Source organism: Streptomyces sp. NPDC001410, assembly GCF_042895235.1.
Classification (GTDB): domain Bacteria; phylum Actinomycetota; class Actinomycetes; order Streptomycetales; family Streptomycetaceae; genus Streptomyces.
Window position 1 is genome coordinate 30754 of the sequence record NZ_JBIAWE010000034.1, and the last position, 15484, is coordinate 46237.

Genomic DNA, 15484 nt, shown 5'->3' on the forward strand with positions numbered 1-15484 from the left:
TGCGCATCAGGCGCGGGAGGTCCGCGTTGCCTCGCTGACCGGGGCTGATGCCTTGAAGGTCCAGGATGTTCTGGGTCTCGGGCCGGCGGTGAGCCCAGGCAGGTTGCTTTCTCTGGGCGGTGCCCTGCGAGTGCCGGCGAGTACGACAGGGAGGCGTCCTTGCACTTCGCCGTTTCGTACTTGTCCTACGGCCTTTGATGGTGTGTCCAGCCGCACACCCCGGTGGTGTGGTGGATGCAGTGGTGGGCCGTGTTGGTGAACGGCAGTGTCGCCGAAGCGGTCGGTGCGCTGAAGAAGGCGCCGGCCAGGGCGACAGCGAGGGCCGGGACAGCAAGACGTGCGCGCAAGGGAATCCCCCCTCTGATGTGGAGCAAGTGCAGCGGGAGTTTATAGCTGTTTGAGCCAACAGCGATGCCAGATCGATTGGTGCTTGGGGCGAGGCCTGTGTGTGGGCCAAGGTGCACGCCGTGATGGTCACGCGACCGCGGATTTGTCGGCCAGGGACCGGAGTTTGGGTATCAGGTCGGGGTGGTCCCGGCGGGGGCGTGCCGGACGGCGATGGCTGGCGACAGTCTGGCCGTCGAGCCGAGGGACTGCTCCAGTGCGGGCACGAAGTCGCCGGTCGAGCCGGGTTCAATCTCCTGCGAAGAGCGTCGTGCTCATGCATGACGCCGCACACGAGGCTGACTCCAGGACGCTATAGCCTCCACCTGTGACCAACAGCCGCAGCCAGAGCGACGAACCTCACCTAGCAGAAATTCCCCACCATCAAGAGCTTTTGGACGGTACGGATTGGTCTTCCCTCGAGACCCCGTCTGGGACGGGCGAACGCCTGCCGGCGGCGCTGGCACGCCTCCTTGACACCGACCCGGTCGTCAGGGCGGCCGCCATGGTTGACGCGCTCGGGGCGGTGATCCACCAGAACACCATCTACGAAGCCACCGTGCCCGTTGCCCTGTACGTTGCGGCCATCCTTAACCACCCGGCCACCGAAAGGGGCGACTTGGGCCAGGACACCACCCCGGCATTGCATTACCCCACCCGCGCGGCACTGCTGGAGTGGCTCAGCAACACCGCCTACGATGCCAACGACGAGTGCGTCGCCGTCGGCGAACGCATCTGGGGTGACGGCTATCTCGACGAATACCCGGAGATGCGCGCGTTTCGGGACCTGCGCCCGGCGATCTACTCTGCCGTCCACCCACTCCTCGGTCACGTCACCGCGAATGTACGCGAGGCGGCCCTCGTCGCCGCCATCCCCCTGGCAGAGCATCCTGTCCTCGCTCCACAGCAAGGTGAACTGGCCGACCATGCCCGCTCTCTGCTGACCACCAGCACCGACCGCCGCAAACGCGACCGAGTCCTGGAGGCAATGGAGGTGTGGGGCCACGACATCAGCGGCCTGGAAAACGCCGACGACGTTGCTGCTCGCGAATTCCATGCGCGGCGGATCGCCGAGCGCTGGACGGGCGGGTACGTCGAAGACCCGCCGTTTTGACTCGGGATCCCGCAGTGTATCCGGGCGTCACCGCGTCACCCGGAGTGCGCGTACCACAGAGACTGAGCCAGAACCAACTCGGTCCCGCGGTGGTGATGACCTTGAACGGGGTGCCCTTGCCGTCGCAGATCAGACGATGCTCACTGCCCGTCTTCCCGCGGTCGACCGGCGAGCGACGGTCCAGACCCAGCACCCGCACTTTTCTTCGCGCGGATGTGAGAGCTTCGACGCAGGCCCGCGACCAGTCCAACTCGCCGGCAGCGTGCAGTTCAGTGAGCAGGATCTGGTGCAGACGCTCGAACACACCCACTTCGTGCCACCGGCCCAGCCGACGCCAACTCCAGCGGTATCCGCGCCAGGTGCCTTCTCCGGCCTCGGCGGCAGCAGCGGCTCGATCAGCGCCCACAACCCGTCGTCCATGATCCACGGCCGAAGACTCACACCCTCCTGAATTGCCGAATCATCACGCCGGGCACGCCCCAGGGCGGCGTCGTTCAGTGGGTCTGTCCGGCTTGATGACGCGATGGCGAGGGTGGTCAGGGGGCGGGTGGCGTTGCGCGCGTGGTGGGGGAGGGGGCGGCGATACTCCGGTGTCCTGCTATGCGGAAAGCTCCGATGGCGAGGTTGCGCAGGCTGGCCACGGCCCGAGGGGGCCGCCAGATTCACCGGCGTCCCGGATCGTTCACCGGCGTGCCGGGGACCCGCCCCCGGCCCGTTTGCGCACCCGACGCACCAGCTCGTCGGCGGCCTGCGGCCACTGAGGGTACTGGAAGTCGAAGCCTGCCTGGGTCAGTCGGCCCGGGACGACGCGGCGGCTCTTCAGCAGCAGTTCGGTGTCGGAACGCAGAGCGAACGCGCCGACCTCGGCCATCCACTTGGTCGCCGGGAGGCCTACCGGCACACCCCACGCGGAGCGCAGAGTGCGCATGAATGCGCGCTGCGGCAGGGGATGGGGAGCCGCCAGGTTCACCGGCCCGGTAATGTCCTCCCGGTCCATCAGGAACTCCACCGCGCGCACGAAGTCGTGTTCGTGGATCCACGACACGTACTGCGCTCCGCCGGCGACCGGGCCGCCGAGACCCAAGCGGGCCAGTCCCAGCAGTACGGCGAAGACCCCGCCGGGGTCCGGGCTCATCATCATGGCCGAGCGCAGGGCGACCTTGCGGGTGGCCGGCGTTTCGGCCTGCTGCTGAGCCTGCTCCCAGGCCTTGGCGATATCGACGCTGTACGCCCAGTAGTCCGGCACGCCCGCTTCGGTGCCGCCGATCACGCCGGTGGCCTCGTCGTTGGGGGCGTCGAAGCGGTGCGCGTACACCGTGGCGGTGCTCATCTGCAGCCAGACCCGGGGCGGTCGGGCAGCGCCCGCGATCGCGGCGCCCACGCCCCGGGTGGAGTCGACCCGGGAGTCCATCATGTCCTGCAGATTGGCCGCCGTGTATCGGCAACTCACACTGCGTCCGGCCAGATTGATCACGACATCGCTGCCGTCGACCGCCGCCGCCCATGGCCCCAGGGTCTTACCGTCCCATTGGACCTCGTCCTCGCGCTTGGGATGTCTGGAGAGAATCACGACCTCGTGGCCGGCGGCGTCGAGTGCGCGCTTCAAGACCGCGCCGACCTGTCCGGTCCCTCCAGGAATCACGATCTTCATCGACTACCCCTCCTTCGTCTCGAGGCGAGCCTAGACCAAAGAGTTGAACGCGTTCAAAACTGCGAGGTGTGATCCGCGATTCGAGCTGGCCACGCCGTGCGGCGCACGACGCTGTACGTCAGCCGAGCTGTCTGATCAGGGCGCGTCGTCCGGGAATCGGCGTGCAGGGCCCTGGGCGACCCGTTCAGTGGGTGTGTCCGGTTTGATCGCGTGATGGCGAGGGTGGTCAGGGGGCGGGTGGCGTTGCGCGCGTGGTGGCGGAGGGCGGCGGCGATACTCCGGTGTCCTGCCAGGACCTGTCCGGACGATCACGTGCGGAGCCAGATGACGATGGCTGCGACGGTGACGGTGCCGAGAAAGACGAAGCCACCGCGCGAGCGACCCAGCCCCTCACCCGATGCACCACCTCCACCAGGCGGCCGACGGCCGTGCAGGTTCTGCCACGGTGTTTCCGTCCGGCTGTTCTGCCGTTGTGGCCCCTCTTTGATGCGGGGCTGGCGGTGGGTCGGTGCGAGCGCCGGCGGCATTCTGGTGTGTGCGCACGATGGTGGAGTCCATGGAGATGTCCCAGTCGATGTCCGCGCTGGTGCGGGTGGTCGGCCGGCGCTGGACAGTCGAGGAGACGTTCCAGGCAGGCAAGGGCATGACCGACGAGCACCAGGTCCGACGCTGGACCTCCTGGCACCGCTGGATCACTCTCTCGATGCTCGCCTACGCCTTCCTCGCCGCCACCGAACGCTACGACCGACCTGCCCCCGACGGCTACCTGACCCCCTTGACCGGCAACGAGATCCAGCACCTGTTCGTGGCACAGATCGGCCCGGTCCACGACCGCGCACACCGCCTGCGGTGGTCGCACTGGCGGCGTCGACATCAAGCCCGTGCGCGCCAGTGCCATTACCGGCGGCAGGCGGCAGTCCGGCCGTGAAGATCACGATCTACGGCTGGAGTACTCGGATCCAGAGCCCAATCACCGCCCACTCAGAAAGAGAGCACCCCGATGACCAGCATCTTCCAGCCCCCACGCCCTCTGTTGGCCCACCGAGACGGATGACCAACAGGGGATTCTCTCGTTTCGAAGGAATTGTGCGTGCCATCACCAGCTTCCAGCTCAACTCCCGTACTCCAGTTGCCTCAGCCGCCCGGCAAACTCGTGCGCCGACGGCGTCAGCAACCGGTCATTCCGTGCCTGTGAGGCTCCGCTCCCACCCACTTGGCCACATGGAAGACCTTTGCACGCCCGGGCCGGGAGCCTCGACCTCGCTGAAAGACCAGACGGCGGCCAAGGCATGCACGGGCTCTCCCTGATGACTGCACTCGGATGTCAGTCCGGGGTTGTGCCTGTTCAAGGGGCACCGGTGCTCATCTCTCGGGGTCCGGCCAAGTCGCCACAAGGGCTCGCCAATCTGGAAAGCGGTTACCGGAGACCTTCTCCTGGGTGATCTCACCGTTGAGCCAGCACACTTGCTCGGGGCCACCGTCGCCGGTGTCGAACAGGCAACATACTCCGCCGCTGGCGGCGGTGAGGTCGGTGAACACCCTCCTGATGTTGGGCGACCGCGCGAACAAGCGGCTCATCCCCGACGTAGCTGCCCAGCACTCCACCGACGCGTAACCAGGGTGCAGGAGGGACTCGAAGCGGATCGTCGCGTAGACGTAACCGATCTGGATGCGCCCGTCCGCCGCGGGTTCAGGGCCGCCCGTCTTCGCGTACTCGCGCAGTGCGTCATCGACGTCGAACATGATGGATGTGTCGAGCTGGAGCGTGCTGCTCGTGGAGCAGTCGACCGGCTCGCTCATGAAGTGGGACGTGAACGGGAGGACGAGCCGCTCACCGTCGGGCAGGGTGACCTCGAGCGGCGGCACGCGACGGGCCGGTGGCGCCAGCTCGGCCAGATTGGCCAGCGCCTTGGCGACGTTTCTGGGACGCAGGTAGATGTCGTAGCCGTAGGTGAGCCCCATTCTTCCCCCTCTGCCAGGTCGACCCGCACCTTCTCATGAATCGTCCGGGCGGGGGCCTGCCGGTTTCCCAGGGGGCGCGCCGATCCGGCGCCGTAGTCGTTCACACCTGCCCCTTGACGCGTGGGATCACCGTTGATCTGGTGCGTCCTGGTCCCACCAACACGAACACCAACCCTGCCGACGGGCCGACCACCGAAACGATCACCGGCTTCACCGCCTTCGGGGCGCTTCGCGGACGCGTTCGAGATCGTGGCGACCGTCACCCACCTGGCAAGTCGGGGCGGTAAAACAAAAACCTATCAAAGACTCACAAACCACCCTCTGAGACGGACCCACACTCACGGAACCCGCGGCAGACCCCGAAGGCACGAGCAACCCACTGATTCATCCGGGTCGCGAAATCCGACACTGAGGCGATGCACGAGGCCGACAGGGATCCGTAGTCGTCGAGACTGGCTACGAAGTCCACATCGGCCCAGCCACCACGGAACAGCACAACCGACAGCTCGGACTCCCCGGGCCAGAGATGACCACGCCAACTGAGTCGGGGTCGTGCACCCGAGCCCTGTCTGTCTCCAGAGGCTGAGGCCACGGCGCCCCGGATCCCTCTAGGCCATGTCGCATAATTGATCTTGAGGTGGGAAATGCCGTTGAGCACGCGGCCGACGATCGAGAAGACTGCCGCCGTGAGCTCTCGACGTTTCGTAACTCTTGATCAGGACGGTACGGCCGATGGGTGGCTGCACGTGGTCGTCGAGGCCCGGACCAGCGTCTTCTATCACCAGCAGTACGGCGGCCACATGTGCCGACAGGGACAGGTGGAGGGCTTCCTGGTGCCGGTGTTCGGCCCTGATGCGCTGGACGCACTGCGCCAGCTGTTCGAGGGGGAGTTCGCCGGCGGCGGCATGTGGAACCGCTCCTGGCCGGACGACGAACGCGAGAGGCTGCGCGGAATCATCGAGAGCATCCCCTATTGGGCATTCGACGGACACACCGAGCAGCTGCATTCTCTGAGGCTGAACGAAAACCGGATGCGTGACGCTGATGAGGCATGGGTGCCTGTGATCGCGCCAGACGGTCCTGGAGTTCTGCTGTGGGCCAACTCGGACTGAACGAATCAGTCCCCCGGCCGTCCGCAGCCAGAGGGCCAGTGCCGCGATGACCACCCCGGCCTCATATCGGGCCGCCAGCTTGTCGAACCTGGCTGCCACGGCGCGGAATTGGTTGAGCCGCGCGAAGCACCGTTCGACGACGTTAGGGGCCCGGTAGACCGTCTTGTCGAAGACCGGAGGCCGGCCGCCCTTGCCAGCTCGGCGGCGCGGTTGGCCACCTGGTCGCGACGCTCCGGGACGGTCGCCTTGATGTTCCGGCGCGGCAGGAGCTGGCGGATCTGCCGCGACGAACAGGCCTTGTCCGCCACGACGCGGTCGGGCTTGGTGCGCGGGCGTCCCGCCCCGGCGCACGGGATGCGGATCGCGTTCAGCACCGTGGGGAACACCGTGCAGTCGGCCGCGTTGCCGGTGCTCAGCACGAGGAGCCCGCGACCGCGGGCGCCGCGGTCGCGGTACTGGCGGAGGCGAGGGACGTGCTGCAGGACGTGGCGCTGAGGGGGCAGGTCGAGCGGCTGATCTCCCGTCATTCTCCGCAGAGTGCCCAGGCGCCCGCGCCGGCCTCCAGCCCGGAGCGCGAACCCGACATCGCCCCGCCCCCGCTGCCCAAGGCAGCGCGGCTGGACGGCCCGGAGGACGACACCCCGGAGGACGTCACCGCGGCCCTCAACGTCTGGTGGCGCCGCCACCAGGGCGACGGCCCGTTCGAGGACGCCCTGCTGGACCGCCTGATCCGCCACGCCCACCAGGACCGTGGCGGGTTCGCTGCCGTGCTGCGGACGGGGATCGCCGATCACCTCGATTGGTTCTCTCAGGCCGGAAACCAACCGTGGAACCCCCTCGGGGTGGCGGCGGCCGTGTGCGGTGTGGCGTGTCCCAGTAGCGGGTCGGCGTTCGACACCATGGTGGAAATCCGAGGCCGGGAACTCGTCGAACGGATCCAGAGGAGTGTCACGCCCCCGTTCCCGCTGGCCACCGCCACACACGACGACGGCACGATAGAGGCGGCCGAACTCGTAGCACGGATCGCCGAGTACGAGCGACTGGAGATCGAGCCCGGGCCGGTGGACCTGGCGCAGGCGCTGCTACGGGTCGTCCCGGAGGACGATCCGGACGCGCGCGCGGCCGCCAAGGCGCTCACTTCCCCCGTGGGGCGCCGCCTCGCGGACCGGCTCCGGACGGGCGGACGGGACACGGATCCAGCCGCCTACCCCGAACCGTTCGCCACCCTGCTGGCCGGACCCGAACCCACCGAAGGGCACAGCCCCGTCTACACCCGTTCGGTGTTTCCCTGCCGCCCGGAAGACCTCCCGTGCGACCCGGACATCCAGGCCGACTGGGCCTGGCACATTGCGCGCCGCAACAGCGCGGGCATGGACGGCCGGGCCCTGGAGCGGCTTGCGGCGCTGCCCGGCCCCGAGGGCGAGGCGATGCACCGCGCACTGGCCGAGGGGCTGAACGATGACCGCCGCGAGCACCGGGCGGCCACGGTGGACGCACTGGTCATCATGGTCTCGCGCGGAGAGTTGGACTCGGCGCGACTGGCCGCAGCCCTCGGGGGTCTGACGGCGCCGGTGGCCTCCCGCCTCTCCTCCGGGCTCAGGGACGCCTCGGCGGCAGTGGGGGCGCGGGCGGTGTGGCCAGTGCTCTCGGGGCTCCTGGCGCAGCTGCTGCCGTCCGGCGCGCGCATCCACGGCCTGAGCGATCTGCTGGCGCTGGCAACGGACCTCGCCGCCCGAGCCGGGGCGTGCGGAGAGATACCCGGCCTGACGGAGGTGGCGTCCCGGCCGCCGAAGTCCCGCCTGGTGAAGGAGGCACGCCAACTGCACGGTGTCCTGGCCGGGTGGAGACGGGCTGGGAGCGCTGTGGCGCCCCCAGCCTTCAGTCGTGGAAAAACGCCCCCGTCGCTGTCGGCCCAGCTGGTCCGCCTCCCCGCCAGGCCTTCGTACGGCAAGCCGAATCGCAGTACCGGCGCGACCGCCTGTTGCCCTTTGTCAGCTCCATGCCGCACTGGCCGCACCGCCGGACGTTCCTCCTGAGCATACCTCCAGGGTTCTCCCATCCAGCGGCGCAGGCCATGGCCGGTCACTCCTCGCCGGTGGCGTCCGGGTCGCGCAGGGGCCGCAGGCCAGGCCGCCGGGCAGGTCGGGAAGCTGGAAGGAGTATCGGCCGTGCATGTTGATGGGGTGCGGCAAGAACGGCGAGAGGTGGGCCACGTCCTCGTCGCGGGCGTCGAAGCTCCGCGCGTAGCTGGTTCATCGCGGCGTCCATGTAGTGGGTGTTGAACAGCACGAGGGCGTTGAGGACCAGGCCGAGTGCGCCGATCTGGTCCTCCGTGCCGTCCTGGTAGGGCTGGTAGAGCTGCCCGTGCCTGCCATGGAAGATCTTCCGGGCAAGGGAGTGGCGGCCTTCCTGGAGGTTGGCCTGGCTCTTGATCTGCCGGCGGCAGCCGGGTTCGTCGGCCAGGCCCAGGATGTGGAGGGACTTGGCGATCCGTCAGCTCCCGGTCCGCGTCGTCCAGAAAGAAGAAGCGCTCCAACTCCGTACGGGACGGCGCCCCGTCGTACGCCGCATACTTCGAGGCTTGCTCATCCGTCAGAAACTCGACCGGCACCCCGGACCTCCACACAGCCAGTGATCAACACGACTGTCGAAGGCTTCCGCTCCCGCCGAACCCCAGGTCAAAGCGCTCTCAAGCCTCCGGGGGCTCAGCGCCGGTTTTCGTTCCGTTGTTCCTTGCCCCCCAACTCCGGATCGCCGACGTTGATCAGGCCACCGTTCTGAGCGAGGTGGGACAGCAGGCGGCGCGCCTCGGCGAGCCGGGCCGGACCGGGGAGGCGGTCTGCCAGGTGCCGTCCGCGGAGTACGCGGCCCTGCGCTCGATGTCCTGCCGCACGCTGTCGCGCCACTTGAAGTGATGCACCGCGGAGTCGTTGTCAGGGGCGCGCACGGCGAGCCTGCACGCGCTTCAGCTCCCGGCGCTCTGACGAGCCGCCCCCGTGCGCCGTTGCCGTCGCCGTCGCGGCGGGGAGATCGTGGGGCGGCATCCGTCGAATCCAGCGGATAAGGGACAGGAGCGCCTGACCATGGCCATCATCGTCACCTTCGACCTCGAGAACACGCCTGCCGCTCAAGAGTTGTACGACACCTGCATCAATCGCGTCACCGATGGCCAGGGCTTCACCTCGGCGGCCGACCTGCCCGTACCAGGACTGCTCGCCCACGTCGCGGGGCCCGTCGGCGGCTGTTGGCGGGTCACCGACGTGTGGGAGTCTCCCGAGTCGTTCGAGGCATTCGCCAAGATCCTCGGCCCTGTCATGGCCGACCTGGGCTACGGACATCTCCAGCCGGACGTCTCGCCCGCCCATAACGTCGTCCTCCGCTGAGCCGAACGGCCGGGGGAGGGGGGGGCTGCACGTCGCTCCCCGGCCCGTGTGTCCGGAGCGTCCTCGGTTCGGGTGAGGTGACGGCCGGTGCCCGTGCCCGGCGGGGGAGCCTCGGCTACGGTTGCCCAGTCGGGTGGGCCGTGGGGCCTGGGGGCGGGCGTGGAACTGAAGCGATGGCTGGACCGCCAGATCGGTGCGTTCGAGGCGTGGGCCTAGCTGTACGAGGATTACGCGGCCCACTCAGCCATGGCGGTCGACGCGGAAGCCTGTGCCGCCGCGTTCGACGAACTGACCGGCCGACTGCACGGCAGCTACCTGTTCCTCCGCCCCTGCTACGCGGGGCAGACAACCAAGCATCCGCATCGGGCGCCGTCGCCGGAGAACACTGCCGTCTCCTTCGCCGATGGCATCAGCAGACGACCACACCCACGGCACAACCGCGGCCCAGCGTCGTCGTCCGCAACGGCGACCAGCCGCAGCCGGGCGAACACCGCTCCCTGCCCATGCGGCCAGCGTAGGAAACGAAGAGAGCCGCCGGGAATTCCCCATCGCACTGGCGATCAACTGTCCCCAGCGTCACGTACGGAGAGTGGCCTCGCCATCCTGGTCAGGCGAGATCTGTCAGATCCTCCGCGAACACCTGCGAGAGAGGCTGCGGTCCCACATACTGCTGGCAGTTGCACTGACCAGCCTCGTAACGCAGCGGCTTCTTGTTCTCATCCCAGGCCACTGGCACCTCGACGCGCTCGTGGCACTGGCCCTGCTTGTCGTGTTTGGCGAGATGGTGCGTGCATCCGCACACTGGCTCCGGAGACTTGTTCGCTGCTTCGACGGCCAAACGTTCCTGTCTTGCCGCCTCCAGCAACTCCAACTTGCGCTCATGCCGATTACGCAGTGCGGTGCGGACGTTGTCCGCTGCCCACGCGAAGCCACCCGTCCAAAAGACGATGAGAACCCACCAGAACCAGTCCATCCGCTGTCCCCTCCCCCTGTGCTACTGCGGACCAGCATAGATGGCTCATCGGAAGCGCGTTCGCATTGTCATGGGGGCCTCAGACACAGCTTCTGAGACCACGGCCGACGCGCGTGCGTTTGTCACCGGAGCCGAGGTCAGCGGCAGCGAACGTGACGTCACTACCGGGGCTGTCCCGTCCACCCCGGCGTCGGATTTCGCCGGGGGAGGGAGGAGCGGTCGCCTACTCGGCTGAGCGGGCGCAGTACGGTGGCGGTGCGGTCGTCGGGTTGAAGGCGCGGAAAGCGCGAGGTCAGGTGATCTGGGGCGTTCAGGCCGTGGTGCAGAACGGTACGGGGAACAGCAGCTCGCCGTGGTCGAGGAGGCAGCCCGCCACTCCTGCAGATTGGCGCCCGGCCGGCCCTTCGGTCACGATCAGATGCCGTGCCGGAGGGCAGCGAGCGAGTTCGGGCACTGGGCTCGCTGTGCACCGCCCGAGATGGCGTTACGCCGTGGCCGCCTCGTGCGTCGGGCTGCCTCATGGGGCGATGGACGACTACGGTGACCACCGCTGGCTGTAGTTAGGCCTCGTACTCTGTGAGGTCGATTCCGTACACCCGCAGGTCGTGGCCCGTGTCCGGGTCTTGCGCAGTGCCCGTTGCACGCATGCCGAGTTTGTCCAGCACGTTCGCGGACGCGGTGTCGCTGGTGCGGCACACGGCGACGACCCGGTCCAGACCGCGGTCCTGGAGGGCGAACTCGAGCGTGGCCTGGGCCGCCTCTGACGCGTAGCCCTGCCCCCAGTACTGGCGCCCGAGCCGCCAGCAGACCGCCACATGGTCCGCGACGGCGGGCGGGGAGTCGGCGAGGTACAGGCCGACCGCTCCGGCCAGCTCCCCGGATGCGAGGAGTTCGACGGCGAAGATCCCGAAACCCTCCTCGTCCCACTCCTCCTCCCAGGCCTCGATGTCCTGGGAGGTCTCCTCAAAGGAGCGCGGCGCACCGTCGCCGACCCACCGCATCACGTCCGGGTCGGCGTGGATCTCGGACATGGGGACGAGGTCGTCATCCAGCCAGCGGCGCAGGAGAAGACGGGGAGTGTGGATCTCGGTCATGGTCCCATCTTGCCCTTTACTTCCCTATGGCTCTCACCACGAGTTCCGGCAGCATGGGGCCGTCCCCGAAGGCCGATGAGGTCCCATCGCTCAAGTCGGGTCAGGAAGGCGCACCGGCCAGGACTTCCACCTGAGACCGTACCCGTCACCCGGGCCGACCGAATTGCCGACCAGCCGGCCGTGGTCGGCGCGATGGTCTCAGTGCCAGATGGCGCTGCTGCGTTCTGATGGCCAGACGATCAGAGCGGAGCTCTCCGGCGCCGGCGTAAGCAAGACGTCCGACTTCCGCACGTGCGTCCAGCCGACACGCGTCGTCACCCCGTCGGGGCCCCCGCGGAACCGTGTCCGGGTCCGGCGCCCCGAAATGCGGTCTGGCCGGGAGAGGACGTCCGAGAAGGTCCGTGCCTCCCCCGGTGTAGCCGCCGCCACAAACCGGCCTCGGTCTATCCAGGAGGGTTCTGACGCCGTGATCACACCAGCCACGGCTGGATCGTCTCACCCTGATCACGCTCCGGGCCCGCAGCCTCTGGCGGGACATATCTCGGTCGCCCGCACAGATTCGGCATGAGAGCCTCACGCCCGTGGCTACTGAAACCGAGGTGGGAGAGCTGTTGCACCAGCGCGGCTGGCGGACGGCATTCACAGTCGCTGAAAGGGTGAACGCATGGGCCGCCCTGGTGAGCGTCATCGAGCGCGGCTACGGCGACGACATCTACGAGTACACCAACGACCTCTACTGCCGAAACTGGCTGCACGAGGCGTGGCTCCTGCTGGACGACCACGTCGTCCAGCTCTGGACCCCGCAGATCAAAGCTGTGGACGACCGGTACAAGGCCGCGACCGTCGACGACGACGGCCGAGCACTCGACCAGTTTCACCGGTTGCCCGACCCCGACCTCTGGTGGTGGCGGCGACACCCCCGCATCCTCACCGGAGGCCTCGGGCGTTCGCTTCGCTCGGCCGGCGCCATCGGCGCCGCCCCAGACACAGCATGACCTTCAGCCTCGCGAGGTTACGGGACAACTTGGCCCGCGCAACAGCGGCGGGCTACTGTACGGACACGCCGCGTCACTCACGGTTCAGATGAGGAGAAACCTGTGTCATCGCCCTGCGACCCTCAGCACGCTCCCGCTGGCGATGTGGGCGCAGCACTCATGATGATCGACTCTCGGCTCAAAGCCATCTACAACGGCAAGGCCCAGACCGACGCCGAACAGCAAGCGCTGACCGACCAGTTCGCCGCGTCCTTGGGTCCCGGCGGCGTCGATGACATGCTGGACGGCGCGTGCACGCTCATCTACATGTTCATGCAGTGGCTGCGGATGGCCTACGAGGACCACGGCAAGGATGTCATCGAGTACGTGGTGCCCAACCTTGTGGCCTCGATGCGCATGATGCCCAGGAGCGTCCGTCCCGAGGCCATCCCCATGATGGCCGGCCTGCTCGTCGCTGCAGGCACCGGCCTGAGCCCCAGCCTGTGGCGCAAGCAGTACGGATACTGGTCAGAGGACGAGATGAATCCCCTGGAAGCCACCGCCTTTCTGCTCGCGGAGCACGTCAACCGACTTACCGACGACCGCGACTTCGCCACTCGCATGATCACCGAAGCCCTGGCCGGTGTGGAGGAAGGATGAGATGCAGCCTCCCCAGGTGATCAAGGTTCCGTGACGCGGAACATGCGCCCTCCAGTCGGCGGCTGCGGTGGCGAGGACTGGGCCAACGTGGATTCGAATGTATGAACGACTCCGTCGGAGGGATCACTCCCTCGACTGCCCCTGCGACGGGAGTGATCATGCTCGGTTGCGAACCGATGCAGATCGGCCCATGTGTACGGTGTCGGGGACTCGCGGTGCGGTACGGCAGCAACGCTCAGACGCTCGCCCGGCCTGCCGTGCTAAGGATCAGACGCCCACCTAGTGGACGATGCGCGTGGCCGCCCCGTCCTCGGGGTTCCCGTACTCCGAGATCAACTGGGCATCGCTCATGCGGTCGACTTCTTCGCTTCGCTCGACGGGGAAGAGCACGTGGGTGTCCTTGTCCGTCCAGTACTCGATGATGCGAAGTGTGTCGGTGGCTCGGCTCATGCTGTGCTCCCTCGCTGCGCGTGGGGTTCACCTTGCATCTGTGCAGGCTGAGGGTCAATGGGAGTAAGGGCTTCCGATTTGGCAATCGGAAGAGTAGGTTCCGCTTACCCCGCGTCGGCGTCCTTGGAGACGCCGGCCCGCCGATCCCGGGGCGGCGGGCCACGCGGGGGCTAGGCTCCGCCTGCCGGATCATGTGACTGTCCGGGGGGGGCTCGTTGATCCTGCGCACCGTCTAGCGGTCGCCGACCCGGCCAGCCGGGTCGACTGGAGCATGGTTCGACTCGGCATCTTGCCCGTCACGCTCCTCCTCCCGCACCCGCAGGTTCACCAAGGGGGGCCCTGGATGCAGAACACCAGCACGAGCGTCCGTGGCGGGGCCGCCTGGCGGGGGTGGTGGGAGGCAAGGGACTCGGCCGTTCCCGCGGTGGCTTCACCACGAAGGCCCACCTGAGCGCGGATGGTCTCTGCCGGCCGTTGTCGTGGTGGTCACGGCCGGGCAGCGTGCGGACACCCCCAGTTCGTCCCGGTGCTGGAAGAGATCCGAGTGCCCCGGCTGGGATCGGGGCGTCCGCGTAAGCGGCCGGACAGCGGCGCCGCGGACAAGGCGTACAGCAACAGTCCCTGTCGCGACTACCTGCGAAGACGCAGCATCGCGCACACCATTCCCGAGAAGTCAAACGCCCGGGCGGCCCGCTCACGAAGGGGCAGAGGCGGCGGCCGGCCACCAGGCTTTGACCTGGAGCGATACAAGAAGCGCAACACGGTGGACCGAGCCATCAGCAAACTCAAGCAGTCGCGGGCGGTGGCCAGGTACGACAAGCGCAGCTATGTCTTCCTTGGCACCGTCACAGCCGCCGCGCTCGTCATCCGGCTCAGGATGTGATCGCTAGTATCCGGTCGTCCGGAGCCACCGCAACGTTGCGACGATCTCTTCGCCGAAGTCCTCGCACAACACAAGCAACTCGCGACCGGCGTCGGAGTCGAATAGTCCTTCATGGGGGAGCGAGCGGAGGGCGTCGTGGCAGGCCGACTCGATGGCAGAGTTCCGAGCGGCTAGATAGCCCTGGCCACTGACCTTGTCCGCCAGGTCGGCAAGGTACTGGCGGTGGGATTGCTCCCACGGGTGGGAGTAGAGCGAGCCCTCGACGAGACCGTCGAGGTAGTTCGCCAGGCCGGATGTGGTTTCGACTACGCGCTCGACCTCGACTGAGCGAGGGCTGTCGAACCACGCACCGAAGGTCAGCAGGCTGTCGATGGTCTCCAACTGGATGAGTTCGATCGTGTCCGGGTCTACTTCGGATGCGAACAGTTGGGCCGTGCGCAGCTCGGCGACGGCCTGCAGGTATGCCCGATCCGCAGCTTCACTGGGAGCCTCTGCTGCCAGGCGAAACAGAGACTCCAGTACGGATGGGTCGATACCCCACGCTTCGTCCAGTTCGAACGCGAGCAGCGGCGCACGCCATGGCCACAGGGCCAATGCAGCGGCCTGACGCCGCTGGTCAGGCGACAGGGCCGCCAACCGCTCGTTTCGCACGCCCTGCGTCTGCCCTTCCGATTCGCCTTCTCTGCCTACCCGCTCCCTCATCAGGCAGTGTAGGAGCCTCCGACGGATTGCATGATCGGCGGGACAGTGCCTAGTAGTGCTTCGTTAGGTTCTGGCTCTGGTTCTGCTTGGGGTGAGGGGGCGGCCGCAGGTGGTGCAGGTGCCGGTCCAGCACCTCAACAGG

General features: G+C 67.7%; 14 protein-coding genes and 3 pseudogenes. 8 read left to right on the forward strand and 9 right to left on the reverse strand.

Going from position 1 to position 15484, the window contains the following annotated elements; genetic code table 11:
• The first annotated feature begins 712 nt into the window (after positions 1–712).
• The gene (locus ACFY3C_RS43855; protein ID WP_390774909.1) at positions 713–1498 is read left to right on the forward strand and encodes a hypothetical protein; all 786 of its coding nucleotides are present in this window, start codon (positions 713–715) and stop codon (positions 1496–1498) included.
• Positions 1499–2180: 682 nt separating this feature from the next.
• Here ACFY3C_RS43855 and ACFY3C_RS43860 read toward each other — a convergent pair.
• Positions 2181–3149: a TIGR01777 family oxidoreductase gene (locus tag ACFY3C_RS43860; RefSeq protein ID WP_390774910.1), complete on the reverse strand. Its 969-nt coding sequence runs from the start codon at positions 3147–3149 to the stop codon at positions 2181–2183.
• Positions 3150–3723: 574 nt separating this feature from the next.
• Between ACFY3C_RS43860 and ACFY3C_RS43865 the strand changes: the two are divergent.
• Positions 3724–4077 (forward strand): annotated as a pseudogene (locus ACFY3C_RS43865) (IS701 family transposase); the annotation flags it as partial.
• Positions 4078–4511: 434 nt separating this feature from the next.
• Here ACFY3C_RS43865 and ACFY3C_RS43870 read toward each other — a convergent pair.
• Positions 4512–5111 (reverse strand): hypothetical protein, encoded by a 600-nt coding sequence (locus ACFY3C_RS43870; RefSeq protein WP_390774911.1) that lies wholly within the window; start codon positions 5109–5111, stop codon positions 4512–4514.
• A 644-nt stretch (positions 5112–5755) separates the two neighbouring features.
• On the opposite strand from ACFY3C_RS43870, the gene ACFY3C_RS43875 reads away from it, so the two are divergent.
• Positions 5756–6223 carry a DUF6210 family protein gene (locus ACFY3C_RS43875; protein WP_390774912.1) on the forward strand — a complete coding sequence of 156 codons (468 nt, stop codon included), beginning with the start codon at positions 5756–5758 and terminating at the stop codon, positions 6221–6223.
• 21 nt (positions 6224–6244) lie between these two features.
• Here ACFY3C_RS43875 and ACFY3C_RS43880 read toward each other — a convergent pair.
• A pseudogene (locus tag ACFY3C_RS43880) lies at positions 6245–6657 on the reverse strand (transposase); the annotation flags it as partial.
• Positions 6658–6696: 39 nt separating this feature from the next.
• Between ACFY3C_RS43880 and ACFY3C_RS43885 the strand changes: the two are divergent.
• Positions 6697–8259, forward strand: coding sequence for a hypothetical protein (locus ACFY3C_RS43885; protein WP_390774913.1), 1563 nt, complete (start codon positions 6697–6699; stop codon positions 8257–8259).
• 46 nt (positions 8260–8305) lie between these two features.
• Here ACFY3C_RS43885 and ACFY3C_RS43890 read toward each other — a convergent pair.
• Positions 8306–8716: pseudogene (locus tag ACFY3C_RS43890) on the reverse strand (Tn3 family transposase); the annotation flags it as partial.
• A gap of 271 nt (positions 8717–8987) precedes the next feature.
• Positions 8988–9170 (reverse strand): hypothetical protein, encoded by a 183-nt coding sequence (locus ACFY3C_RS43895; RefSeq protein ID WP_390774914.1) that lies wholly within the window; start codon positions 9168–9170, stop codon positions 8988–8990.
• 136 nt (positions 9171–9306) lie between these two features.
• Here ACFY3C_RS43895 and ACFY3C_RS43900 point away from each other — a divergent pair, with 136 nt between their 5' ends.
• The gene (locus tag ACFY3C_RS43900; protein ID WP_390774915.1) at positions 9307–9606 is read left to right on the forward strand and encodes a hypothetical protein; all 300 of its coding nucleotides are present in this window, start codon (positions 9307–9309) and stop codon (positions 9604–9606) included.
• A 607-nt stretch (positions 9607–10213) separates the two neighbouring features.
• Here the strand turns inward: ACFY3C_RS43900 and ACFY3C_RS43905 are convergent.
• Positions 10214–10579 carry a hypothetical protein gene (locus tag ACFY3C_RS43905; RefSeq protein WP_386577213.1) on the reverse strand — a complete coding sequence of 122 codons (366 nt, stop codon included), beginning with the start codon at positions 10577–10579 and terminating at the stop codon, positions 10214–10216.
• 560 nt (positions 10580–11139) lie between these two features.
• Positions 11140–11673: a GNAT family N-acetyltransferase gene (locus ACFY3C_RS43910; protein ID WP_390774916.1), complete on the reverse strand. Its 534-nt coding sequence runs from the start codon at positions 11671–11673 to the stop codon at positions 11140–11142.
• Between the two features lie 581 nt (positions 11674–12254).
• Here ACFY3C_RS43910 and ACFY3C_RS43915 point away from each other — a divergent pair.
• Complete coding sequence (locus ACFY3C_RS43915; protein WP_390774917.1) at positions 12255–12668, forward strand: hypothetical protein; 414 nt, start codon at positions 12255–12257, stop codon at positions 12666–12668.
• A 102-nt stretch (positions 12669–12770) separates the two neighbouring features.
• On the forward strand, positions 12771–13307 hold the full coding sequence (locus ACFY3C_RS43920) for a hypothetical protein (protein ID WP_390774918.1): 537 nt from the start codon (positions 12771–12773) through the stop codon (positions 13305–13307).
• A 279-nt stretch (positions 13308–13586) separates the two neighbouring features.
• Here the strand turns inward: ACFY3C_RS43920 and ACFY3C_RS43925 are convergent, their stop codons facing one another.
• The gene (locus ACFY3C_RS43925; RefSeq protein ID WP_386577207.1) at positions 13587–13757 is read right to left on the reverse strand and encodes a hypothetical protein; all 171 of its coding nucleotides are present in this window, start codon (positions 13755–13757) and stop codon (positions 13587–13589) included.
• Positions 13758–14283: 526 nt separating this feature from the next.
• Between ACFY3C_RS43925 and ACFY3C_RS43930 the strand changes: the two genes are divergently transcribed.
• Positions 14284–14640 (forward strand): hypothetical protein, encoded by a 357-nt coding sequence (locus ACFY3C_RS43930; RefSeq protein ID WP_390774919.1) that lies wholly within the window; start codon positions 14284–14286, stop codon positions 14638–14640.
• Between the two features lie 3 nt (positions 14641–14643).
• On the opposite strand, the gene ACFY3C_RS43935 is transcribed toward ACFY3C_RS43930, so the two are convergent.
• On the reverse strand, positions 14644–15291 hold the full coding sequence (locus ACFY3C_RS43935) for a hypothetical protein (protein WP_390774920.1): 648 nt from the start codon (positions 15289–15291) through the stop codon (positions 14644–14646).
• Between the last annotated feature and the right edge of the window lie 193 nt (positions 15292–15484).

Bases quoted from the DNA above. Each gene is read 5' to 3' on its own strand.
- ACFY3C_RS43860 (WP_390774910.1), bottom strand. From the start codon at position 3,149: ATGAAGATCGTGATTCCTGGAGGGACCGGACAGGTCGGCGCGGTCTTG.
- ACFY3C_RS43870 (WP_390774911.1), bottom strand. From the start codon at position 5,111: ATGGGGCTCACCTACGGCTACGACATCTACCTGCGTCCCAGAAACGTC.
- ACFY3C_RS43875 (WP_390774912.1), top strand. From the start codon at position 5,756: ATGCCGTTGAGCACGCGGCCGACGATCGAGAAGACTGCCGCCGTGAGC.
- ACFY3C_RS43900 (WP_390774915.1), top strand. From the start codon at position 9,307: ATGGCCATCATCGTCACCTTCGACCTCGAGAACACGCCTGCCGCTCAA.
- ACFY3C_RS43905 (WP_386577213.1), bottom strand. From the start codon at position 10,579: ATGGACTGGTTCTGGTGGGTTCTCATCGTCTTTTGGACGGGTGGCTTC.
- ACFY3C_RS43910 (WP_390774916.1), bottom strand. From the start codon at position 11,673: ATGACCGAGATCCACACTCCCCGTCTTCTCCTGCGCCGCTGGCTGGAT.
- ACFY3C_RS43925 (WP_386577207.1), bottom strand. From the start codon at position 13,757: ATGAGCCGAGCCACCGACACACTTCGCATCATCGAGTACTGGACGGAC.